Origin of the sequence: Bradyrhizobium sp. HKCCYLRH2015 (assembly GCF_051168215.1) — a bacterium.
In the GTDB taxonomy this organism is placed as follows: Bacteria; Pseudomonadota; Alphaproteobacteria; order Rhizobiales; family Xanthobacteraceae; genus Bradyrhizobium.
In genome coordinates, this window is the sequence record NZ_JBNPUO010000003.1 from 70,549 (window position 1) to 92,885 (window position 22,337).

The window sequence follows — 22,337 nt, forward strand, 5'->3', positions numbered from 1 at the left end:
AACATCTTCGGCGTATTTGGATTATAATAGCATTGGACCCCGATGAGGCCGCAGGGTGGTCGCCCTAGCTGGTCCGCGCCAAGACAGCGGGCTCGTGCTCCCTCTACCCGAGGCTGTCATTGAACCGTGCCCATGAAGCGTCAGTCTCGACAGGATGTCGCAGCGGCGTTCACCATCCCAACGAGGACTCTCATCATGTCGGAGCGCAAGCCAACGGCCGCCGTGCGCGAGGCTCAAAAAGCCTTCAAGCCGGCCGAGCCGACGAGAAGCGATTATGAAAAGGCACAGGCCGCGTTCGATCAGAACCGCGAGCGGCTGAAGGCCGAGCGCTTGGCGCGTGAAGCGGCTGACAGCGCCGGCAAGCAGCCGAAGAAGCTGGCGTGAACCGCCAGCCTCGTCCCGTCGATTTCGGCGGGCATGCCGTCGCTCGCTCAGCTGCGCGGAGGCGTAGCGGTGAGCTGGCCCTGCGGCCGTTCACGATCGGTGCGCGTCGAGGTCGTTGAGGGGAGCGCGCCCGGCCGCGCCGCAGGCACCTTCTTGACCGGCGCCGGCAGCAAGCCTTCGCGGATGGCCTGCTTGCGCGCGACTTTGCGTTGGCGCCTGATCGCATCGGATTTCTCGCGCGTCTTGCGCTCCGATGGCTTCTCGTAGGATCTACGGCGCTTCATCTCGCGGAATACGCCTTCGCGCTGCATCTTCCGCTTCAGGATGCGCAACGCCTTCTCGACGTCGTTGTCACGAACAAGAACCTGCAAAAGTGTCCTCCTTGTCTTCATCTCTATCGATGAAATTCGGTTGGCGAAGCCGATCGGCGCTGCGGCGGGGAGAGCGGCGCGCTCAGCTGAGCGGCACCAATGAAACGTGTTGCTCACAATGTGATGAGGCACGATGCGTGCGAGACACGGTGATCCCCTTCGTCGGAAGGCGGGAGCACGAGTGTCTCTCAGCCATCGATGGCCAGGCCGTTACCGATGGTGCTGTGAAGATAAGGGCAATCTGCTGATATTGCCAGCGCGAGCCGACTCAACGGTTCCGGCCCTCGGCAAACTATATTCGCCGCGCGGCCTTGTAATCCCCCAGAAAATCTCTACCTTGAGGTAGTTCGATTAGCCGCTGTGCCTTTCTGAATGTGCCTGTGGGCTATTTCCAAAAGTCATCGCTCAGTTGAATGAGATCGCGTGATGGTCGCGCGATGAATGATTTGGAGATAGACATGCAGGGTACCGTCAAGTGGTTCAATGGCCAGAAGGGCTTTGGTTTCATTCAGCCGCAGGATGGCGGGAACGACGTGTTCGTTCACATCAGCGCGGTTGAACGCGCTGGTCTCGCCGGTCTGGCTGAGGGCCAGAAAGTCAGTTTTGAGGTCAAGACGGACAAGATGCGCGGTAAAACCAGCGCAGAAAATCTCGCGCTGGTCTGACCGTACTGATCAGACGTCTCTGACGTCTTAGGCCATTTCACGGATGTACTGAAATGGCTGGTTTGCCCGCTCGATCCTGTATTGAGCGGGCTTTCTGCGTCTCGACGGTAACCCGCATCTCCGGAAGGATCAGTCGATGGCTACCAAGAAGATGTCAGAGCGCTCCCCCGAAAGCATCGCGCGGTCGGAGCGCCAGCGCGTCGCCGCCGAGGACGGGGCGAAGGCGCGCGCCGAATGGGATCAGCGCGCGATGGCGGTCCGCAAGAACATGGAGCGGCTGCGCGTGTTGCGGCTCGCCAAGGAAGCGGAAGCTGCGCAAGCGGGGTCTGATGCGGCGCCTGCGCCGAAGCGGCGCAAGAAGGTCGTTCGCTAGGGCTGCTTCATCTCGCCTTCCGGCGTCGGGTGCCCGGTGGAATTATCGGAACTTCGTTGCCGGTGCTCGAACAGACGGGCGATCCATGCCTGATTACTACGCCCCAACCGTGTCCCGCGTACAGACCCGACCTTCGTACCGAGGAGGCTGACGTGGCCAAGCCGACCGCTACAGACGTTCGCATTGCCAAGGATGAGACGCAGCGTGGAGCCCAGACGATCGCATTCGCGCTCGCAATCGGCGCAACACGGCAGGTCTGTCATCTCGAGACCTGCTTCTGCACGCGCAACCAGGCGTTCGCCTATCTGCAACGGAACCGCACGGCGTTCGAGCAGATGGCGCGCGAGCAGTTTGCCCGTGGCGAGGTGACCGACGGCGTCATCCATCTGCGCATGATCTGAGGCGATCCGCCACACGCGGGCCTCAGAAGGCCCTGCCCGACGCGCAACGCGCTGTTGCTGCTACTCCGCCTTCTGTTTGACCGGAAGCGGAATGCGCTCATAGGACGCGGGCAGGTTGACGGGGCGATAGTCCTTCGATTCCGCGATCCGCATCAGCACGCTCTCATGAACGAAGGCGCCGTCGGGGATGAAGCGCGGTTCGCCATTCGGAATGTAGAAGCCGAAATGCGCCTTGCGTTCCGGCCATTCCTTGTACGTCGCGCTCTTCGGCAGCCATTCGAGCACCCGCCAGGCCGCTGTCATCGAATCGTGCAGCGGTCCCTGGACGCTCGGCGCCACATAGGAGAACGGACTGTTCTTGCGCTGCACGCCCCAGGCGAGCTGATTCACCGTGCGCGGATTGACCGTCAGCCCGGCCTCGACCGCCTCGTCGATCATCCACAGCAGCGGATATTTCGAAGCCGCCGACCGGACCTCGGGATAGCCGCCGCCGACGTCGGAATGCACGCCGGCGAACCACACCTGTTTGGCGTCCTGCGGTCGCGCCTGCGCCTTGTTGAAGCGGTTTGGCGTGAAGGTCTGCGGCATGCCCCACGGCTTCAGCCGGAACATGCAGCGGCGCTCGTCGATCGCCGCAGCCTGGCGGAAGATCTTCACGCTCGGGTTCTCGATCGTGAAGGCGAGCTCCTCGAGGCTCGGCAGCGCGAACAGCCGGTCGGTGCGCGGCACGATCACGCTCGCCACCGTGTCCCACACGCCGACGAAATGGATTGTCGGCCAGCGCGCCGAGGTGATCCGCGCGAACTGCGCGGCGTGGTCGTCGCGGCTCTCCGGGATCGGCCCGTCCTCCTCGGTGCTCTCGAGCTCCTTGGTGATGCCGCGCCCGGCCTTCGGATTGTCCGAGGAGTACTTCTTGTAGGCGATTACGCCCGGGCCGACGAGATTGATCTGACCCGGCGAGATCAGCCCGATCTTGTGGATCAGCCCGGCCAGCACGCGCACGGTGTAGGCGCCCCGCGAGAAGCCGAACAGAAAGATGCGGTCGCCGTCCTCGTAATGCGTGGCCAGGAAGGAGTAGGCGTTGATGACGTTGTCGTCGAGGCCGTAGCCGGTCGCGAGCCCCAGCACCATGTTGAAATTGGCCTTGAAGCGGTGCCAGGTGTCGGGCTGGGTCAGCGTGCCGACGCCGGGATCGTAGAATACGGCCTGATGCGGTGTCGTCTTGTCGGTCTTGCGCAGGCAGCGATAGAGCTTGAGTACGTTCGAGATGTTCTCGCTGATCTCGTTGCCGGTGCCGTCGCAGCAGATGACAATATTCTTCATGGCAAAGGAATGTCCGCAATAATGCTACCGCAACGAGTGTAGAGCATCCGGCTGGTGTTGGGGAGGTCGGTTCCCTATGGCACTTCGTCTGGGTCGCTGTTGCGCGCGGCGCGGCCGACATGGCGGAGTGACTGCTGGACGCCGTTGTACGAACGGATGGTCACCCGACTTGTCCTGCCGCCCCGCGCCGGCTGCCTTGTCCAGAGTTGTCAGTTGGTCACGGCATCCGCAAGCAAAACGGCCGGATCTCTCGACCCGGCCGTTTCGACATCTCGTTCAGCTCGAAGCCCCGCTCGTGACGCGTCCGGCTTCTGCATCAATCTTGAATTTCGGTTGGCTCTCTCAGCTCGCCTTCGCGACCGGGGCAGCGTCCGCCGCCTTCTTCTCGATGGCGCGCTTCAGCTCCAGCGCGCGCGGCGACAGGGTCGCGGCGTTGGCCTTGAGCAGATAGGCGTCGAGGCCGCCATTGTGGTCGACGCTCTTGAGCGCGTTGGTCGAAACGCGCAGGCGCACGTTGCGGCCGAGTGCATCCGAGATGAAGGTCACGTTGCACAGGTTCGGCAGGAAGCGCCGCTTGGTCTTGATGTTGGAGTGGCTGACCTTGTGGCCAACCTGGGGACCCTTGGCCGTCAGTTCACAGCGCCGCGACATGGCAATAAATCCTCTCTCATCCCCGCACCCTTCGTCCGCCTATGTCGGCGGGCCGCGGGGGTCCAAAACTCGTCCAGCTCGTCTCTGGGAGATGCGGTCCTATAGGGGGGATGCGGCTTTTCGTCAAGGTTTTGAAGGCCGCAGCAAATACAGGGAGCCGGGCCGGCGAACCCGGAGGACGCGACCCATGCCTCCTCCTGGTCGGGCCGAAATCGCCGACCAGCAGAAAAGCAGGCGTGTAATCAATAGTATAGCCGGCAGTTTAGACCATATAAAGGGCGCATTCGGACGTGATGGATGGATATCCCGCGAACGGTCTGGAATGGCGGCATGCTGGCGCGGTCGGAGGTTCGCGGCTCGGTTCCGGCAGCGCTGCGGACGACGGTTCTGAGTGCTGTTCAGGCGCAAAGCGCTGGACAAACCGCCATTGTCGGACGGTTCGCGTTGTTTGAAGGCGTTTTTGGCTTAAGTAGCAAGGACGGCGCGTCGGATCGGTCCGGCGCTCAGGCAGGCGGATCGGCAGGATCATTCGTCACGTGACCATCATCTCGGTTCCCTCATTTCTCTCGGGCCGCCTGGCCGCGGCCGGGGCAGCGCTCTGCCTGTTGTTGCTGGCGCAAGGCGCCCAGGCGCAGGCTCGGTTGGACGCTCAATACGAGGCTTCCCTGGCCGGCATCCCCGTCGGCAAGGGCACCTGGGCGGTCGAGATCGGGGATGATCAGTATGGTGCTGCGGCTCAGGGCGGCACCGCCGGCCTGCTCAAGAGCTTCTCGCAAGGATCGGGCACGGGCTCGGTGCAGGGACGCGTCGTCAACGGCGCCCTGGTCGGCCAGAGCTACCAGGCCTCGACCTCCACGGGAAAGAAATCGGAGCAGATCCGCATCAATCTGCAGAACGGCACCGTGAAGGACTTCGCCATCGAGCCGGCGCCTCCAGTCGATCCCGACCGCATTCCGGTGACGGATGCCCACAAGCGCGGCGTGCTCGATCCGATGACGGCCTCTCTGGTGCGGGTGCCGGGCAATGGCGAACTGCTGTCGCCGGACTCCTGCCGCGGCGCTGCGCCCGTGTTCGACGGCCGCATGCGCTACGAGCTCAAGCTCGACTACAAGCGCATGGAGAACGTCAAGGCTGACAAGGGCTATCGCGGTCCGGCGCTGGTCTGCGCGATCTACTTCACGCCGGTCGCGGGCTACATCCCGGACCGGCCGGTCATCAAATATCTGGCTCAGGCCCGCAACATGGAGATCTTCTTCGTGCCGATCGCCGGCACCCGCGTGCTGGTGCCGTTCAAGATGGTGATCCCGACCCCGCTGGGGACCGCGATGCTGGAGGCGACGTCGTTCATCACCCAGGCGGCGCCGCACGTCGCCAAGACCCAGTAGCGCCTCGTATCGCTGCTCCTCCACATCCGAATCTCGTCGCTGTGGCACGGCCCCGTCAGCGGCTGAGCCGCAACAGCGGCCGTGGCGTGAAGGTCTGGCGGCATGCCGTCCGCTCTCGCTTGAATGCGATGGAGATTCCGCGTTGACCTCCGATTTGCCGGTCCCCGTATGGATGCTGTCTGCTGCGCGTGAATCCGTTTGACTCTTCCCTGATTCTGATTCGACTCGGGACGCCCTGAAATGCGCGCCAGTTCCATCGCGAAAGCGTTGCTTGTGGAGCCCGCGAAAACTTGATCTAGTGCTGGCTTGATCGCAGAGCGCGAGATGTTGCGGTGAACGAAGCCTGAAAGCCGACAGAGTCAGCGATTCCTTCGCGATTCGTTCTCAAGGCGTTCCGAAGCTTAAGCTGCGGCACTATATGCGTCACAATGTGAGACAGGGGTCAGCATCTCAGCCTCTCCAGACACACGACAATTCCGCATCCGTCGCGCGTGAACGACGCGCTTCCAACGCCGGCTTCGAGACCCACATTTAACGAATGGCTTTTTCGTCCTCTTCGGCTGCCTCGCCTTTCGAGCGCACGTCCGACCGTGCTCCCGGAAGCGGCGTCACCGCCGTGCTCGGCCCCACCAACACCGGCAAGACGCATCTGGCGATCGAGCGCATGCTCGCGCATTCCTCCGGCATCATCGGACTGCCGCTGCGGCTGCTCGCGCGCGAGGTCTACAACAAGATCGCCGATCGCGTCGGCAGCGAGGCCGTCGCGCTGATCACCGGCGAGGAGAAGATCAAGCCGAAGAACCCGCGCTATTGGGTGTCGACGGTCGAGGCGATGCCCAGGGATCTCGACGTGTCGTTCCTGGCCGTCGACGAGATCCAGATCGCGTCCGATCTCGAGCGCGGCCATGTCTTCACCGACCGCATCCTCAATCGCCGCGGGCGCGACGAGACGCTGCTGCTCGGGGCTGCGACGATGCGCCCCATCATCGAGCGGCTGTTGCCCGGTGCGTCGATGGTGACACGGCCACGATTGTCGCAGCTCGAATTCGCCGGCGACCGGAAGATCACGCGGCAGCCGCGCCGGACCGCCATCGTGGCGTTCTCGGCTGACGAGGTGTACGCCATCGCCGAGCTGATCCGCCGCCAGCATGGCGGCGCCGCCGTGGTGCTGGGATCGCTGTCGCCGCGCACGCGCAACGCGCAGGTGGCGATGTTCCAGAACGGCGACGTCGACTATCTCGTCGCCACCGATGCGATCGGCATGGGGCTCAACCTCGACGTCGATCACGTCGCCTTCGCATCCGACCGCAAATATGACGGCTATCAGTTCCGCCGGCTCACGCCGTCGGAGTTTGCCCAGATCGCCGGCCGTGCCGGACGCGCGACGCGTAACGGCACGTTCGGCACCACCGGACGTTGTGCGCCGTTCGAGCCCGAGCTGGTCAATGCGCTCCAGAACCACACCTTCGATACCGTGAAGGTGCTGCAATGGCGCAACTCCAGGCTTGATTTCGCGTCCTTGAGCGCGCTCCAGGTCTCCCTGGCGATTACGCCGGGGCATGACGCGCTGACGCGCGCGCCGACCGCGGAGGATCTGCGCGTGCTCGATCATGCCGCGCGCGATGCCGAGGTGCGCGACATGGCGCATGGCGCTGAAGCGGTCGAGCGTCTCTGGGAAACCTGCCAGATTCCCGACTATCGCAGGCTGTCGCCGGCTGCCCATGCGGAGCTGGTGACCACCGTGTTCGGCTTCCTGATGCAGAAGGGGCGTATTCCGGACGCCTGGTACGCGGCCCAGGTCGATCAGGCCGACCGCGTCGATGGCGACATCGATACGCTGTCGGGGCGGATTGCACAGATTCGCACCTGGACCTTCGTGGCCAACCGGCCCGACTGGCTGCGCGACCCTGATTATTGGCAGGGGATTACCCGCGAACTCGAAAATAAATTGTCAGACGCCCTTCATGAACGGCTCACGGAGCGTTTCGTTGATCGTCGTACCAGTGTATTGATGCGGCGCCTGCGGGAGAACAGTGTTTTGAATACGGAAATCGGCAAGACCGGCGAAGTGATCGTTGAAGGGCACGCGATCGGCCGCCTGGATGGATTCACCTTCGCGCCCGACGCCGCCGAAGCCGGCTCGGAGGCCAAGGCCTTGCAGGCTGCTGCCCAGAAGGCGCTGGCCGGCGAGATCGAGGCGCGCGCCGAGAAGCTGTCCGGCGCGCCCGACGAGCACATCGTGCTCACCGCCGACGGCACGATGCGCTGGACCGGCGACGCGGTCGCCAAGCTGGTCGCGGCCGACGACGCGCTGCATCCGCGCCTGCGCATCATCGCCGACGAGCGGCTGACGGGTGCTGCGCGCGACAAAGTCCAGGCGCGGCTCGATCTGTGGCTGAAGACGCATATCGAGAAGCTGCTCGGCCCGCTGTTCGAGCTGTCCAAGGCCGAGGACATCACCGGCATCGGCCGCGGCATCGCGTTCCAGCTCGTGGAGGCGCTCGGCGTCATCGAGCGCGCCAAGATCGCCGCCGAGATGAAGGATCTCGACCAGCCGTCGCGCGCCACCTTGCGCAAATATGGCGTGCGCTTCGGGGCCTATCACATCTACGTCCCGGCACTGCTCAAGCCGGCGGCGCGCGCGCTCGCCGCGCTGCTGTGGGCCGAGAAGCAGGGCAATGTCGACATGTCCGCGCTGACCGGCGCCCAGCATCTGGCGAGCTCGGGCCGTACCTCGTTCCCGGTCGACAAGGCGCTGCCGCGCGATGCCTATCGCGTGCTCGGCTATAAGCAGGCCGGCGAGCGCGCCGTGCGCGTCGACATCCTGGAGCGGCTGGCGGACCTGATTCGTCCCGCCCTGGCCTGGCGCGACAATGCGCCGGGCGAGAAGCCGGCCGGCGCCTTCGACGGCCGCGGCTTCGTGGTGACGCAGGCGATGACCTCGCTCACCGGCTCGGCCGGCGAGGACTTCGCCTCCATCCTGCGCGCGCTCGGCTATCGCATGGAGAAGCGTCCGCCGCTGCCGCCCAAGCCGATTGAGAAGCCCGTCGAGGCTGCTGCCATCGCGGAAGCTGCTGCTGCCGAAGCCGCTCCGGCAGATGCGCAGGCTGTGCCGGGCGAGGACCTCGCAGTTGTCGCCGGCGAGCCGGCCGACGAGCAGGTTCCCACCGTCGCGGAGGCCGCCGTCGCTCCGGTGACCGAGCAGGCCGTCGCCGTGCCCGCGATGGTCGGTGAGGAGCAGCCGGAAACCACGTCGGGATCGGCCCTGGCATCGCTGCCGACCGTCGATTTCGTCACGCCGGATGTGGCGGACGCCGCTTCCATGGCCGAGACGGCTGCCGAAAGCGTCGTCGCCGAGGCGGAAACCGCCGTCGCTGCGGATGCGCCGCAGCCAGAAGCCGCGGAGGCCGTTGCGAACGAGGCAACAAGCATCGGCGACGCTTCGGCTGAAGCTGCCGCGGCGGAAACTGCTGCTGGATCGACCGCCACCGAGGCTTCTCCCGCCGAGGCCTCGCCTGCTGCCGAGCCCGTCCTGGTCGAGGTCTGGCGGCCGGGCGGGCGGTCGGAGGAGCGCAGGCCGCGCCACGACCATCATCATCGCGGCCGGCCCAACCGTCCGCAGCATGAGCGCGGGCAGGGGGGCGGCGGCGGTCAGGCATCGGCCGGGACCGCTCCGGCCGAGGGCGGCGAGGCGCGCGAGCGCCATCACCGCGGCCATGGCCGGCGCGACCGGATGAAAGAGTTCGGCAAGGACTTCCGCAAGGGTCCGCCGGAGGCGGGTGCGGCGCCAGCCGAGGGCGCATCGGCGCCGGCGCGCGAGGATCGCGGGCCGCGCCGCGATCATGATGCCAAGGGGCGCGACCAGAACCGGGATCGCAACAAGGGCGGCAAGTTCGGGGGCGACCGCGAGGGGCGCGGTGGCCGCGACTTCGGCAAGGGCGGCCGCGACAAGCGCGACAGCGGCCCGGCGCTGCGGCCCTACGCATCGAGCAGCGGCGGCGGCCGGGATCGCGACCGTCCGGTCGATCCCAATTCGCCGTTTGCCAAGCTTGCTGCGCTCAAGGAGCAGCTCGCGGGGAACAACCGCAAGGACTGAGCGGCAAGATCGGTTGGCAAGATTGGTTGGAAGGACAACGCCGACGTCCGACACCCCGTCAGAGCGCCAGCGCATCGACAAATGGCTGTGGCATGCGCGGCTGGTGAAGGCGCGCACCAGCGCCGCGGCGCTGGTGTCGTCGGGGCATGTCCGGGTCAATGGTGTGCGCGAGACCTCGCCGGGCCATGGGGTGAAGACCGGTGATGTGCTGACCATCGCGCTCGATCGCAGCGTGCGCGTGCTCAAGGTGACCGGCTTTGCCGCGCGTCGCGGCGACGCCGCGTCCGTGCGCGGGCTCTACGACGACCTCGAAGGTCGCGGCCGAAGTTGATTGGTTGCGCCGGCGCAATTCCAATTCAGTTCTTCGCCCCGCTTCACTTGCGGCACACCACGTCCTGCGCTAGTCCAAGCCAGCCGATTTGTCGATCCGTTCCGGAGCCCTGGATGACTTACGTCGTCACCGAAAACTGTATCAAATGCAAATACACCGATTGCGTTGAGGTCTGCCCGGTAGACTGCTTCTACGAGGGCGACAACATGCTGGTGATCCATCCGGACGAATGCATCGATTGCGGCGTGTGCGAGCCGGAATGCCCGGCCGACGCGATCAAGCCGGATACCGAGCCGGGGCTGGAGAAATGGCTGGGCGTGAACGCCGAATATGCCAAGTCCTGGCCCAATATCACGCAGAAGAAGGACCCGCCGGCGGATGCCAAGGAGCACGACGGCGAGGACGGAAAATTCGAGAAGTATTTTTCATCGAAGCCGGGCGCCGGAGACTGACGGGTCACCTCTGCGCTGGCGCGAGAGCGGCGCCGGCAATTCTGCCGCTGGCCGTGGCTGATTGGAATCGCCACGCGGAAACAATGGCCTAGAACGAGATTGCGGCGAGCGGGAACCGCCGCATGAGTTGTTCTATTCCGGCACGCTTCACTTAACCCTAACTTCGTGGACCCGTCACAATACCGCCCCTGCGGCCTCTAAATCATTGATTTTTGCGGTAAATGTGCTATATATAGCACATTCTCAGAGCCGAACCCGGCCATGCGTACTTTTTTTGGCCGCCCTTTTAGGTTCCCGCAACATCAAACAGGGGCGTGGCAGTTCCGCGCGCAGGCTGTGTCACAGAAAACGCGTAAAAAGAGTGCTTCCAAGAGTACAAAAAAAGCCGCCGCGGCCAGCCGCAGCGTTTCCAAGGGCCGTGCCCGGGCTCCTGTAAAGGAGATTCGGGCTGCCGCGAAGGCCTCGGCTGCCAAGTCCACCAAGAACAAAAGAAGCGCAATGCCTGAAAAGACTGCCAAGACTGCCGCGAAAGCATCCGCCGCGAAGACCACTCTTGCAAAGGACTCTGTTGCCAAGGCTGCGCCCGCCAAGGCCGCCGCTGCGCCCAAGGCTGCCACCAAGACCGCCATTCCTGCGGCTGCTGCCCCTGTTGCCAAGCCCGCCGTCGCCGCCAAGCCGGCTGCTCCCGTCGCGGCCGCGCCGCGCGTCGAGGAGAAGAAGCTGCCGACCCAGCGCCAGGGCTTCAAGACCAACGAATTCGTCGTCTATCCGGCTCACGGCGTCGGCCAGATCCTGGCCATCGAGGAGCAGGAGATCGCGGGTGCGAAGCTCGAGCTGTTCGTCATCAACTTCATCAAGGACAAGATGACGCTGCGCGTGCCGACCGCCAAGGTCGCCAATGTCGGCATGCGCAAGCTGTCCGACCCGGCGCTGGTCAAGAAGGCGCTGGAGACCCTGAAGGGCCGCGCCCGCGTCAAGCGCACGATGTGGTCGCGCCGCGCCCAGGAGTACGAAGCGAAGATCAATTCGGGCGACATCGTCGCCATCGCCGAGGTCGTGCGCGACCTGTATCGCTCGGAGTCGCAGCCGGAGCAGTCCTACAGCGAACGCCAGCTCTATGAAGCCGCGCTCGACCGTCTGTCGCGCGAGATCGCGGTCGTGCAGCACTCGACCGAGACCGAGGCCGTCAAGGAGATCGAGACGCAGCTCGCCAAGAGCCCGCGCCGCGGCGCCAAGACCGAAGCCGATGCGGTCGCCGAGGGCGATGCGGAAGGCGAGGGTGATGACATCGACGGCGACGACACCGCCGTGGCCGACGAGGCCGCCTGATCGACCGTTCAAGCGTTTTCGAATTAGTTGCTTACGAAAGCCCGGCCGCAAGGTCGGGCTTTTTGTTTGCCTGGCTCAAAGGGGACGCTGTCGAGACCGGCAAGTCCCCGGCACGGCACCCGCACGCAGCTCACGCAACAGCTTCGACTTTGGCCTGTGCCGCCTTGATGTCTTGCACCGGCGGACGGCCGAACAGGCGACGATATTCGCGCGTGAACTGCGGCACGCTTTCGTAACCCACGGCGAACGCCGCACTGCTCGCGCTGATGCCTTCGGCCAACATCAGCCGGCGCGCCTCGATCAGCCGAAGCTGCTTGTGGAATTGCAGTGGCGACAGGGAGGTGTGTCTGCGGAAGTGCTGGTGGAAGGAGGACAGGCTCATACCCGCGACAGCCGCGAGCCGCTCGACCGGCAGGGCCTGGGTGAACTCGGCGCGCAACAGGGCTACCGCACGGGCGATGCGCTGGGCGTGGCTGTCGGGGCCACCGAGCCGGCGGATCGCCGCGCCGTGCCGGCCGGCGAGCAGCCAATAATGCATCTCGCGCAAGAGTTGAGCCTGCAGCACCTGCAATCCGGCAGGACGATCGAGCAAGCGCATCAGGCGTAGCGCCGCGTCCGTCACTTCCGCGTCGGTCGGCTCGACCCGGACGGCAAGACCGTCCGTCGCCGTCGTGCCGTCCATCTGCAGGATTAGCTCCGCGATCAGCGCCGAATCGAGCTCCAGTACCAGCGACAGATAGGGCGCCGCGCGGGTCGCGCGCGTGATCTGGCTGACGGTCGGCACGTCGGCGGTGATGATCAGCGAATCGCCTGCGGAAAACGTCAGTCCCTGCAGCCCCATCGTGACCTGCTTGCTGCCCTGCACAACCTGGCACACCAGCGGCCGCGAGATGGCGTAGACGAGCTCGCTCGGTGCGGTCGCGCGCACCGTCGTGAGTCCGGGGATCGGGGTCCTGGCAATCCCGGCTGTATCGGCGTGGACAGCCGCATAGCGGCCGACGGCATTGAGCAGGCTGGTCATGTCCGCAACTTAGCCCGCTCTCGCTCTCCACACACCCGATTTGGAGGATCAGGCAAGGAACGGCGCGGTTCCGGCAACTCCGCCGGTGGTCGGTGTCCAATATCCGACCAGTCAAACCCGACCGGAGAAAAATCATGACCAGGATCGCACTCGTGACCGGCGCCAGCCGCGGGCTCGGCCGTAGCGCCGCGCGTCATATTGCCCATCGCGGCAGTGACCTCATCCTCACCTATCAGAACCGGGCCGAGGACGCGGCGGCCGTCGTCGAAGAGATCGAGGCGATGGGCCGCAAGGCGCTGGCCTTCCAGCTCGACACCGGTGATGTCGCCGCCTTTGCGCCGTTTGCGGAGACCCTGCGCGGAGCGCTGCGCCGGACTTGGCAGCGCGACACGTTCGACCACCTCGTTAACAACGCCGGCCATGGCGACCATGCGTTGATCGCCGACACAACGGAGGCGCAGTTCAACCGACTGGTCGATGTTCACTTCAAGGGCGTCTATTTCCTGACCCAGGCGCTGCTGCCGCTACTTGCCGATGGCGGCCGCATCGTCAATCTGTCGTCCGGCCTGACGCGGGTCTCGTTTCCAGGTTATGCGGCCTATGCGGCCGCGAAAGGTGCAGTGGAGGTTCTCTCCCTCTATCTGGCGAAGGAGCTGGGCAGCCGCGGCATCGCGGTGAACACCGTGGCGCCAGGGGCGATCGAAACCGACTTCGGCGGCGGTGCGGTGCGCGACAATCCCGAGATCAACAGGGTGTTCGCCAGCATGACTGCGCTCGGCCGCGTCGGCGTGCCCGACGATATCGGCCCGATGATCGCGAGCCTGCTGTCCGAGGACAACCGCTGGATCAATGCGCAGCGAATCGAAGTCTCCGGCGGCCAGGCGATCTGATCGAGCCCGCAAGCAGGAAATTGCCGTGAGCGCCATGACTGGACAGTCGGGAACGATCAATCGTCTGTACGTGCTCGATGCCGGCAAGGCGATCGCGCCGGATCGGTCCGTCTATACGCCGGGCAAATGGCAGGGCGAGCCGGTGACGCTGAGCTGCCATGCCTATCTGCTGCAGCGACGGGGCGAATGGATCCTGTGGGACACCGGGATCGACGAGAGGCTGGCCGATGCGCCGGAAGGCCGGATCATCGCCCACGGCATCAGAGGCCTCGTCGCTAAGCCTCTCACTGCTCAGCTTGCTGAAATCGGCCTCGCGCCGGCCGATGTCGCGATGGTGCTGCTGTCCCATGCCCATTTCGATCACATCGGCAATGCCAGGCTGTTCCGCGATGCGCGCTGGTACATCCAGCGGCGGGAGCACGCGGCGATGTTCGGCAAGGACTTCAGCACCTTCGGCTACGCGCCATTGCTCTACGATTGCCTCCGGCAAGCCCGCCTCGAATTGATGGACGGGGATGTCGATCTGTTCGGTTACGGTTCGGTGCGCGTCATCTCAACGCCTGGCCATACGCCGGGCCACTGCTCGCTGCTGGTGCGGCTCGCCGGCTCCGGGGCGGTCCTGCTATCGGGCGACGCCGCGCATGACCGCTACAACATGGCGCATCGCTGCGTGCCTACGATGAATGCAAGCGCCGAGGCGACCCTGACATCAATGGAGCGGATCGCCGCCATCGTCGATGCAGAGCGCGCGCAGCTGTGGCTCAACCATGATACGGCGCAGTCGGCGGGGCTTGCGCACGCGCCGGCGTATTTCGACTAGGGGGGCGTTCACTCGTCCGTCCGCCCCTCGACCGATCAGCCGAGCTGCTCGAGCGAGCGGCAGCCCTGAGGGTTTGCTCAGGGGAAATCGCGCTCACTCCACCACGATCTTGACGCGGTCGCGGACCTTGACCTGGGCGCGGGCGTCGAGGCCGTTCAGCACGCGGAAGCGCTCGACCGGGCGGTCGACGCCGGTCATGCGGTGCGCCAGCGATTCCACCGTGTCGCCCGGCTGCACGGTGATCACCTTGATGCGCAGCGGCCGCGCCGACTGGATCTCCTCCAGGCTGAGCCGGCGGAACGAGTTCACCGTCTCCCGCGCATTGCGCTCGCTCTCGGTGGTCTTCTGCCGCGAGGCGAAGATGAAGCGGTAGACGTCGCTGCCGACGCGCAGCGCATAGACCTTGAACTGCCAGGGATCGCCGCTCGCCGTCGTGGAGGCCGCCGGGAAGCCGTTGATCGTCAGCTCCTCGGTCGCCGACTTGTCGACGTTCTCCATCCAGCCGGAGTTCAGATAGTCGCCGAGCGTCTGCTGCGCCGGCACGCGCACGACGTCGAAGCGCATCGCCTGGGCGCCGCCCTCGCGTACGCCGATCACCGCCTGCGCGGTGTTGTCGAGCGTGAAGTTCTCCGGCGCCTGGAAGGTGAAGCCGAGCTTCGGATGCAGGAAGCGCCGGCCGCGCACGAAGCCCTCGCTCGGGTCCTCGCCATAGACGATGTTGTCGACTGCAGCCAAGTAGGTCTCGCGGTCATGCTCCCTGGCCTCGGGGGAGACGTATTGCTTGGCGATGGCGGCGGCGTTCTGCACCCGCTCCGGCGTCGCCGGATGCGACGACAGGAAGTCCTGCGCGCGCGGGTCGATCGCGACCTTGCCGGCCTTCAACTCTGCGTTGCGCTCCATCGAGGTCAGGAAGCGCGCCGCGCCGTAGGGATCGAACTTGGCCTTGGCGGAGATGCCGACGCCGATGCCGTCGGCCTCGAACTCCTGGGTGCGCGAGAAGCTCGCCATCGTCAGCTTGGTCTTGGCGAGCGCCAGCGCCGTCAGGTCCGGATCGTTGCCCATGTCGGAGACGACGCGGGTCACGACCGCAGCCTGCCGCGCCTGGTCCTCGCGGATCGCAGCATGGCGCGCCAGCACATGCGCCATCTCGTGGCTGAGCACCGAGGACAATTCGGAGGTGTCGTTGGCGAGCGCAATCAGCCCGCGCGTCACGTAGAGCTGGCCGGTCGGCAGCGCGAAAGCGTTGACCGCACCGGAGTTCAGGATCGTGACCTTGTAGCCCTGGTCGGGGCGATCGGACACAGCCACCAGCCGGTCGACGATCTTGGAGATCAGGCCCTCGAGCTGAGGATCCTCATAGGCGCCGCCATAGGTTGCAAGAATGCGCTCGTGCTCGCGATCGCTTGCCGGCGTCGTCTGCACCATCGCCGGCTTCGGCCGCGGCGTCGGCAACGGCGCCGTCGCCTGCTGCAACTTGCCCATGTCGCTGCAACCGGCCAGCGCCAGCCCCAGGCACAGCAGCGCCGGTGCGATCCGCGAACCGCAGTTCATCACCGTCATGCGCTTTCGAACAGACAGGTTCACGTCGCTACTCATGTACCTCAGCGGTCAATTCCCGCTTAAAATCTCGATCTGGGCGGTCTGCGTCAGTTCCAGTCTCGGACCCGCATGCGCTTCAATCCAACCGCGCACGCGAACCTGCCGATTCGCAAGTGATTTGACGTCGATGCCGGCACCTTCCAATACCGCCATCATACGCTTTGGAATAGTCACCGCGAAGCCCCGTGTCCAGTTACGAGCGAAGTTCAGATAAGTTGTTGTCCCCGTCTGTCGTACGGACAACACCTTCCCTTCGACAACCGTAAATAGCCCTACGCGAGACAAAATATCGTCTGGACTTTCCGTGTTTTTTATGACGGTCGCAATCTTCCAGAGACCACGCCCGGCGTTGCGGGCCTCGGCTTCCGCCGCGCCCAGGCTGAGGGCGCAATCCCGGTCGGGCAGGTCGATCCCGCGCAGCACGGCGCCCTGCCGCAGCAGCTCGCTTTGCACCGGCTGGTCCGCGCCGGCCACGAAGACGAAGGCGCGCTGCCGGCCGTAGCGGTCGGGGGTGTCGTCCTCGCCGCGGAGCACGACGTCGCGGCCGCGCAGCAGCGCGCCCAGCGCATCCACCGACGTCGCGCGCTGCTCCTCCGGCGGCACCTCGATGCCGGCGAGCCTGACCTCGCGACCGTCATCGAGACGGAAGCCGCGTGCATCGATGATCTCGCTGACGTGGCCTTCGCCGAGCTCCGCGAGCATGCACGGTGTGGCGTGACTCGCCGACGTCATTGCGATGACCGCCACGCTCGCACCGAGCGCAACCAGCCTTCGTCCGCTCTGCATTCCGCGCACTCTCGCCATGCTGCATCATCGCACGAAATTTCCATTCCACTGAGCGGAAAGCGGCGACCGGCGACGCCTTTGCTGAGCGTGCTGAGCGCTTGCCGCATGCGCATGCGTGCGCCATGATGAGAACTATCAAAGAGGCCGTCGCCATGTAGCGACGTGCCCGGCAGGGAGGATATCGATGAGCAGAACCATCCGCGGCGCGGCGGCGTCGTTGTTCATGCTGGCGTCGGCGCTGACGTTGTCCGCAGGCGTGGCGCATGCGCAGAGCAAGCCGCCGCTGAAGATCGGCGGCATTCTCGACATGTCGAGCCTCTACGCCGACATCACCGGTCCGGGCAGCGAGACCGCGGCGAAGATGGCGGTGGAGGATTTCGGCGGCGAGGTGCTCGGCCGCAAGATCGAGGTGATCGCGGCCGACCATCTCAACAAGGCCGATCTCGCCGCCAACATCGCCCGCGACATGCTCGACAACCAGGGCGTCGAGATGATCTGGGATGTCGCGGCTTCCGCCACCGCGCTGGCCGCAGGCGAGATCGCCAAGGCGCGCAACAAGATCATCATCTTCAACGGTCCCGGCTCTGTCAGGCTCTCCAACGAGGCCTGCGGCCCCTACACCGTGCACTACGTGTTCGACACCTTCGCGCAGGCCAACGTCACCGGCCTGGCGGCGGTGAAGTCCGGCCTCGACAGCTGGTTCTTCCTGACCGCCGACTACGCGTTCGGCCAGGATCTGGAAAAGGACACCACCGCCGTGGTGGTGAAGTCGGGCGGCAAGGTGCTCGGCAGCGTGCGTCATCCGCTCAACACCTCGGACTTCTCCTCCTTCCTGCTGCAGGCGCAGGCCTCCAAGGCCAAGGTGATCGGGCTTGCCAATGCCGGCGGCGACACCATCAACGCGATCAAGCAGGCGGCCGAATTCGGCCTCACCAAGGGCGGACAGAAGCTGTCGCCGCTGCTCGCCTTCGTCTCCGACATCGACAGCGTCGGGCTGGAGACGGCGCAGGGGCTGCTCGTCGCGGAAGCGTTCTACTGGGATCTCAACGACGACACCCGCGCCTTCACCAAGCGCTTCATGGAGCGCACCAAGCGCGTGCCGACCTCGGCCCAGGCCGGCGTCTATTCCTCCGTCACGCACTATCTGAAGGCCGTGAAGGCCGCGGGTACGACCGACGCGGACGCCGTGATGAAGCTGATGAAAGCGACGCCGATCAACGACATGTTCGCCAAGGGCGGCCGTATCCGCGAGGATGGCCGCATGGTGCATGACATGTATCTGTTCGAGGTCAAGAAGCCGTCGGAGTCGAAGGCCAAGTCCGACGACTACAAGCTGCTCGCGACCGTGTCGGGCAACGAGGCGTTCCAGCCGCTGGAAGCGTCGCGCTGCCCGCTGGTGAAGAAGTAACGGCCGAACGGCCGTCATTCCGGGGCGCGCGTGAGCGCGAACCCGGAATCTCGATGTGAGACAATCAGCTCTGGATTCCGGGTTCGACGCTCGCGCGTCGCCCCGGAATGACGAGACCATCACGAGCAACAGCGGAGCGGCTACCATGACCACCAACACCACCGTCCTGCAGCACGTCGAGGCCGGCCTGCTCACGATCACGATGAACCGGCCGGAGCGGCGCAACGCGCTGAACAGCGACCTGACCAAGGGCCTGGTCGAGGCGGCGCATCGCGCGGCCGATGATCCGGAGGTGCGCGCCGTGCTGCTCAAGGGCGCCGGCGGCACGTTCTGCGTCGGCGGCGACGTCAAGGCGATGGCCGAAGCCAAGACCGCGCCCTCGTTCGAGACCAAGGTGACGACCCTGCGCGAGCGCATGGAGGTGTCGCGGCTGCTGCACCAGATGCAGAAGCCGGTGGTGGCGCAGATCGACGGCGCCGCCGCCGGCGCCGGCCTGTCGATCGCGCTGGCCTGCGATCTGCGGGTGGCCGGCGAGTCGGCCAAGATCACGACGGCCTTCGCCAAGGTCGGGCTGTCGGGCGATTTCGGCGGCACCTACTTCCTCACGCAACTGCTCGGCAGCGCCAAGGCGCGGGAACTGTATCTGACCTCGCCGGTCCTGACGGCGCAGGAGGCGCTCGCCTTGGGCATGGTCACCAAGGTCGTGCCCGACGCCGAGGTCGAAGCCGCCACGCGCGCGCTGGCGATGTCGCTGGCGCAGGGGCCGAGCGTGACGCTTGGCTACATCAAGCGCAACATCAACAATGCCGAGACGATGACCTTGGAGGCCTGCTTCGACGCCGAGGCGATGCATCACTCGCGCTGCAGCGACACCGAGGACCACAGGGAGGCGGCGAAAGCCTTCGTCGAGAAGCGCGCGCCGCTGTTTCAGGGACGGTAGCGTCGCTTGCAATGACGCTGCTGAGGCCGCTGGCCTGTGTGAACAGGCAAAGCCTCGAGGAGGACTGCATGCCTTACCTCCACCTGCGCCAGATCTGTCTCGTCGCCCGCAGCCTCGAGCCCGTCGTCTCGGACATCGCCGCGATCATGGGCATCGAGATCTGCTATCGCGACCCGCATGTCGGCAAATACGGGCTGGAGAACGCGCTGCTGCCGGTCGGGCCGATCCTGCTCGAGGTGATCGCGCCGACCCGCGAGGACACCGCGGCCGGACGCTTCCTCGACAAGACCGGCGGCCGCGGCGGCTACATGGCGATCTTCGCCTGCGATGATCCCGATGGCCGCGCGTCCCGAGCCAATGCGATGGGCGTGCGCACCGCCAACGTGATCGATCATCCGCCCTATCACGGCGTGCAACTACATCCCCGCGACTGCCGCGCCGCCTTCATCGAGCTCAATCACACCGCGGGCAGCGACGATGTGCTCGGCGCCTATCCGCCCGCTGGGCCGGATTGGACGCGCGCGATTCGCAGCGACGTGACGACGGCGATGACCGAGGTGGTGCTGCAGAGCCCCGAGCCGGCCGCGCTCGCCGGGCATTGGGGGCGCATTCTCGATGTGGTGCCGTCTGCCCGAGATGGTGTTCAGCAGTTGAAATTGCCGAACGCCGGTATTCGTGTCGAACCCGGCGAGCGCGAGCTCATGAGCGGCCTGACGTTCCGCGTCGCCGATGCTGCGCGTGTGGCCGACGCTGCGCGCGCCCGTGGCTATGCAGTTTCAGGCGGCTGTTTCACAATTGGCGGCGTTGCCTTCGCGTTGCAGGGGGCGGTCGCCAACTAGTCGATCGTCATGGCCGGGACGAGCCCGGCCATGACGACGATCGAAGCTCGCGGTTCGTCACCGCCCCTTGAAGTTCGCGAAGCGCCGCTCCTCGGTCGCCTTGACGCCTTCCTTGAAATCCTCGGTCGCGCGCAGCCGGGTCTGTTCGGCGAGCTCGTGCTCGGTCGCGGCCATCACACGGTCGGCGAGGTTGGCGCGCATCGTGGCGCGGGTCGACAGCAGGCCGAGCGGCGAGCATTCGGCGATCTCGGCGGCGAGCTTCATCGCGGCCGTCCGCACCTGGTCCTGCGGCACGCATTCATTGGCGAGGCCGATTCTGAGCGCTTCCTCGCCGGTGACACGGCGGCTGGTGTAGAACATCAGCTCGGCGTTGTTCTTGCCGACCAGCTCCGGCAGCGTCACCGTCAGCCCGAAGCCGGGATGGAAGCCGAGCTTGGTGAAATTGGCCGAGAACCGCGCCTCCGGACAGGTGACGCGGAAGTCGGCCGAGACGGCGAGGCCGAGCCCGCCGCCGATGGCGGCGCCGTGCACCGCGGCGACTACCGGCTTCTTGCAGCGGAAGATCCGCACCGCCTGCATGTAGAGATGGTTGATCGCCCCGAGGCTGTCGGCCGGATCGCCTTTGGCGCCGGCCGCTTCCTGCGCCTGGCGCGCCGGATCGGTGAAGTTGGCGCCGGCGCAGAACGCCTTGCCTTGCGCCGCCAGCACTGAGGCGCGGATCTCGATGTCGCGGTCGAAGCTTTCCAGCGCATCGGCGATCTGGTTGATAAGTGAAATGTCGAAGAAGTTGAGCGGCGGCCGGCGAATCTCGATCAGGCCGACATGGCCGTGGATCTCGACGCCGATGTCAGGGAAGTGGGTCATGGTGGGGTCTCCTGATTAGTTACCTAATGCAGCGGTACGGCCGGTGCACCCTCTCCCCTTGTGGGAGAGGGTGGATCGCCGACGCGAAAGCGACGGCGAGCCGGGTGAGGGGTTCTCTCGGCAGTTGGCCGTGCGGATGGAGACCCCTCACCCGCCTCCGATGCTTCGCATCTCCGGCACCCTCTCCCACAAGGGGAGAGGGTGCACCGAGCAAGCCGAATTGGCTCCTACAATCACCTCAACCCCAGCCCGCGCGCGATGATGCCGCGTAGCACCTCGGTGGTGCCGCCCTGGATGGTCAGCTTCGGCGCGGTCTGCATCGCGAAGGTCAGCTGGCTCTCCAAGGTCTCGCGATTTCCTGCGTTGTCCTCGACGAACGCGGCGAGGTCGCGGACGCGGTGCGGCAGCTGCTGCTCCCAGACCGTACCGACGTCCTTGACGATCGAGGCCTCGACCACCGGCTCCTTGCCGGCCTGCAGCATGCCGGCGACCGACACCGACATCCGCCGCATCGTGTGTAGCTGCGCCACCAGGCGACCGATGCCCTCCGCGCTGCGCGTGTCGGGGTTGGGACCGACCGCGCGCACCAGCTCGGTCAGCACATAGTAGGTTTCGAGGAAACGCTCGGGCCCCGAGCGCTCATAGGCGAGCTCGGAGGTGGCCTGCTTCCAGGCGCCGTCGATCTCGCCGAGCTGATGATCGTCCGGCACGAAGGCGTCGGTGAAGACGACCTCGTTGAACTCCTTCTGCCCGGTGATCTGCCCAATCGGGTTCACCTTGATTCCCGGTGATTTCATGTTCACCAGGAACTGCGTCAGGCCATGACGACGGTTCTCCTTGGTGGCCGGCGACGTGCGGAAGATCGCGATCATGTAGTCGGCCATGTGCGCCGACGTGGTCCAGATCTTCGAGCCGTTGATCAGCCAGCCGCCGTCCGTCCTGGTCGCGCGCGTCTTGGCGGCGAACAGGTCGGAGCCCGAGTTCGGCTCGCTCATGCCGATCGCGAAGCACAGCTCGCCGCGGCAGATGCGCGGCAGGATGTCCATCTTGATATGCTCGGGCGCGTAGCGCAGCAGGATCGGCCCGCTCTGCCGGTCGGCGACGAAGAAGCGCCTGACAGGCGCATTGGCGACCCGCATCTCCTCGGTCACGACGTAGCGTTCCAGGAACGAGCGCTCGTGGCCGCCATATTGCTTCGGCCAGGTCATGCCGATCCAGCCGCGCGCGCCGACGCGGGCCGCAAACTCACGTGCGTCGGCATCCTCGCGCTTGGGCTGGTACGGGTTGAAGGTGCCGGCCGCGATCTCATCAGCGAGGAAGGCGCGCACCTCCTTGCGCAGCTCCTCGCATTCTCTCGGCAGGCGGATCGGATCGAAACGAAGTGCGGTCATGCGGCAATCCTCTTCGTC

23 protein-coding genes are annotated in these 22,337 nt (G+C 65.6%); 15 read left to right on the forward strand and 8 right to left on the reverse strand.

The genetic code is table 11. The features are described 5' to 3' along the window. The first annotated feature begins 195 nt into the window (after nt 1-195). A complete protein-coding gene (locus tag ACQR1H_RS08355; protein ID WP_315800577.1) occupies nt 196-384 on the forward strand; it encodes a hypothetical protein in 189 nt (62 codons plus the stop codon). A 47-nt stretch (nt 385-431) separates the two neighbouring features. Here the strand turns inward: ACQR1H_RS08355 and rpsU are convergent, their stop codons facing one another. Continuing rightward, a complete protein-coding gene (gene rpsU / locus ACQR1H_RS08360) occupies nt 432-755 on the reverse strand; it encodes a 30S ribosomal protein S21 (RefSeq protein WP_315800918.1) in 324 nt (107 codons plus the stop codon). Between the two features lie 458 nt (nt 756-1,213). On the opposite strand from rpsU, the gene ACQR1H_RS08365 reads away from it, so the two are divergent. The 3 genes from ACQR1H_RS08365 to ACQR1H_RS08375 all read left to right on the forward strand — a co-directional run bounded on the left by ACQR1H_RS08365 (nt 1,214) and on the right by ACQR1H_RS08375 (nt 2,194). Continuing rightward, nucleotides 1,214-1,420 carry a cold-shock protein gene (locus ACQR1H_RS08365; protein ID WP_315715242.1) on the forward strand — a complete coding sequence of 69 codons (207 nt, stop codon included), beginning with the start codon at nt 1,214-1,216 and terminating at the stop codon, nt 1,418-1,420. A gap of 136 nt (nt 1,421-1,556) precedes the next feature. Further along, nucleotides 1,557-1,793 carry a transcriptional regulator gene (locus tag ACQR1H_RS08370; protein ID WP_315800576.1) on the forward strand — a complete coding sequence of 79 codons (237 nt, stop codon included), beginning with the start codon at nt 1,557-1,559 and terminating at the stop codon, nt 1,791-1,793. A gap of 152 nt (nt 1,794-1,945) precedes the next feature. Next, nucleotides 1,946-2,194 carry a hypothetical protein gene (locus ACQR1H_RS08375; RefSeq protein ID WP_315800575.1) on the forward strand — a complete coding sequence of 83 codons (249 nt, stop codon included), beginning with the start codon at nt 1,946-1,948 and terminating at the stop codon, nt 2,192-2,194. Nucleotides 2,195-2,254: 60 nt separating this feature from the next. On the opposite strand, the gene ACQR1H_RS08380 is transcribed toward ACQR1H_RS08375, so the two are convergent. Both ACQR1H_RS08380 and rpmB read right to left on the reverse strand, forming a co-directional pair. Beyond that, nucleotides 2,255-3,517, reverse strand: coding sequence for a T6SS phospholipase effector Tle1-like catalytic domain-containing protein (locus tag ACQR1H_RS08380; RefSeq protein WP_315800574.1), 1,263 nt, complete (start codon nt 3,515-3,517; stop codon nt 2,255-2,257). Between the two features lie 342 nt (nt 3,518-3,859). Next, complete coding sequence (gene rpmB, locus ACQR1H_RS08385) at nt 3,860-4,168, reverse strand: 50S ribosomal protein L28 (protein WP_172114511.1); 309 nt, start codon at nt 4,166-4,168, stop codon at nt 3,860-3,862. Between the two features lie 297 nt (nt 4,169-4,465). On the opposite strand from rpmB, the gene ACQR1H_RS08390 reads away from it, so the two are divergent. The 6 genes from ACQR1H_RS08390 to ACQR1H_RS08415 all read left to right on the forward strand — a co-directional run bounded on the left by ACQR1H_RS08390 (nt 4,466) and on the right by ACQR1H_RS08415 (nt 11,761). Continuing rightward, nucleotides 4,466-4,708: a hypothetical protein gene (locus tag ACQR1H_RS08390; RefSeq protein ID WP_434907405.1), complete on the forward strand. Its 243-nt coding sequence runs from the start codon at nt 4,466-4,468 to the stop codon at nt 4,706-4,708. A 68-nt stretch (nt 4,709-4,776) separates the two neighbouring features. Further along, the gene (locus tag ACQR1H_RS08395) at nt 4,777-5,553 is read left to right on the forward strand and encodes a DUF3108 domain-containing protein (protein WP_315800917.1); all 777 of its coding nucleotides are present in this window, start codon (nt 4,777-4,779) and stop codon (nt 5,551-5,553) included. Between the two features lie 538 nt (nt 5,554-6,091). Beyond that, nucleotides 6,092-9,649 carry a helicase-related protein gene (locus ACQR1H_RS08400; protein ID WP_434873422.1) on the forward strand — a complete coding sequence of 1,186 codons (3,558 nt, stop codon included), beginning with the start codon at nt 6,092-6,094 and terminating at the stop codon, nt 9,647-9,649. A gap of 73 nt (nt 9,650-9,722) precedes the next feature. Further along, nucleotides 9,723-9,980: an RNA-binding S4 domain-containing protein gene (locus ACQR1H_RS08405; protein WP_315800916.1), complete on the forward strand. Its 258-nt coding sequence runs from the start codon at nt 9,723-9,725 to the stop codon at nt 9,978-9,980. Nucleotides 9,981-10,093: 113 nt separating this feature from the next. After that, complete coding sequence (gene fdxA / locus ACQR1H_RS08410; protein WP_035660174.1) at nt 10,094-10,432, forward strand: ferredoxin FdxA; 339 nt, start codon at nt 10,094-10,096, stop codon at nt 10,430-10,432. Nucleotides 10,433-10,930: 498 nt separating this feature from the next. Next, complete coding sequence (locus ACQR1H_RS08415; protein ID WP_315800572.1) at nt 10,931-11,761, forward strand: CarD family transcriptional regulator; 831 nt, start codon at nt 10,931-10,933, stop codon at nt 11,759-11,761. Nucleotides 11,762-11,891: 130 nt separating this feature from the next. Here ACQR1H_RS08415 and ACQR1H_RS08420 read toward each other — a convergent pair whose 3' ends face one another. Further along, on the reverse strand, nt 11,892-12,782 hold the full coding sequence (locus ACQR1H_RS08420; RefSeq protein WP_434888172.1) for an AraC family transcriptional regulator N-terminal domain-containing protein: 891 nt from the start codon (nt 12,780-12,782) through the stop codon (nt 11,892-11,894). 134 nt (nt 12,783-12,916) lie between these two features. Between ACQR1H_RS08420 and ACQR1H_RS08425 the strand changes: the two genes are divergently transcribed. Both ACQR1H_RS08425 and ACQR1H_RS08430 read left to right on the forward strand, forming a co-directional pair. Next, nucleotides 12,917-13,672, forward strand: a complete 756-nt coding sequence (locus tag ACQR1H_RS08425) for an SDR family NAD(P)-dependent oxidoreductase (RefSeq protein WP_434888171.1) — start codon at nt 12,917-12,919, stop codon at nt 13,670-13,672. 34 nt (nt 13,673-13,706) lie between these two features. Then, nucleotides 13,707-14,492 (forward strand): N-acyl homoserine lactonase family protein, encoded by a 786-nt coding sequence (locus ACQR1H_RS08430; RefSeq protein ID WP_434888193.1) that lies wholly within the window; start codon nt 13,707-13,709, stop codon nt 14,490-14,492. Nucleotides 14,493-14,585: 93 nt separating this feature from the next. On the opposite strand, the gene ACQR1H_RS08435 is transcribed toward ACQR1H_RS08430, so the two are convergent. Both ACQR1H_RS08435 and ACQR1H_RS08440 read right to left on the reverse strand, forming a co-directional pair. Continuing rightward, complete coding sequence (locus ACQR1H_RS08435) at nt 14,586-16,052, reverse strand: M48 family metalloprotease (protein ID WP_315800914.1); 1,467 nt, start codon at nt 16,050-16,052, stop codon at nt 14,586-14,588. 48 nt (nt 16,053-16,100) lie between these two features. Next, on the reverse strand, nt 16,101-16,877 hold the full coding sequence (locus tag ACQR1H_RS08440; RefSeq protein ID WP_434907406.1) for a thermonuclease family protein: 777 nt from the start codon (nt 16,875-16,877) through the stop codon (nt 16,101-16,103). 223 nt (nt 16,878-17,100) lie between these two features. Here ACQR1H_RS08440 and ACQR1H_RS08445 point away from each other — a divergent pair, with 223 nt between their 5' ends. The 3 genes from ACQR1H_RS08445 (at nt 17,101) to ACQR1H_RS08455 (ending at nt 20,064) form a co-directional block, all read left to right on the forward strand. Further along, a complete protein-coding gene (locus tag ACQR1H_RS08445) occupies nt 17,101-18,285 on the forward strand; it encodes an ABC transporter substrate-binding protein (protein ID WP_315800912.1) in 1,185 nt (394 codons plus the stop codon). 145 nt (nt 18,286-18,430) lie between these two features. Beyond that, nucleotides 18,431-19,225, forward strand: coding sequence for an enoyl-CoA hydratase (locus ACQR1H_RS08450; RefSeq protein ID WP_434907407.1), 795 nt, complete (start codon nt 18,431-18,433; stop codon nt 19,223-19,225). A gap of 68 nt (nt 19,226-19,293) precedes the next feature. Next, entirely contained in the window at nt 19,294-20,064 is a 771-nt protein-coding gene (locus ACQR1H_RS08455; RefSeq protein WP_434890430.1) for a hypothetical protein, read from the forward strand. A gap of 57 nt (nt 20,065-20,121) precedes the next feature. Here ACQR1H_RS08455 and ACQR1H_RS08460 read toward each other — a convergent pair whose 3' ends face one another. Beyond that, the gene (locus ACQR1H_RS08460; protein ID WP_434890431.1) at nt 20,122-20,928 is read right to left on the reverse strand and encodes an enoyl-CoA hydratase/isomerase family protein; all 807 of its coding nucleotides are present in this window, start codon (nt 20,926-20,928) and stop codon (nt 20,122-20,124) included. Between the two features lie 233 nt (nt 20,929-21,161). After that, nucleotides 21,162-22,319: an acyl-CoA dehydrogenase family protein gene (locus ACQR1H_RS08465; RefSeq protein ID WP_316216819.1), complete on the reverse strand. Its 1,158-nt coding sequence runs from the start codon at nt 22,317-22,319 to the stop codon at nt 21,162-21,164. Nucleotides 22,320-22,337: the final 18 nt, after the last annotated feature.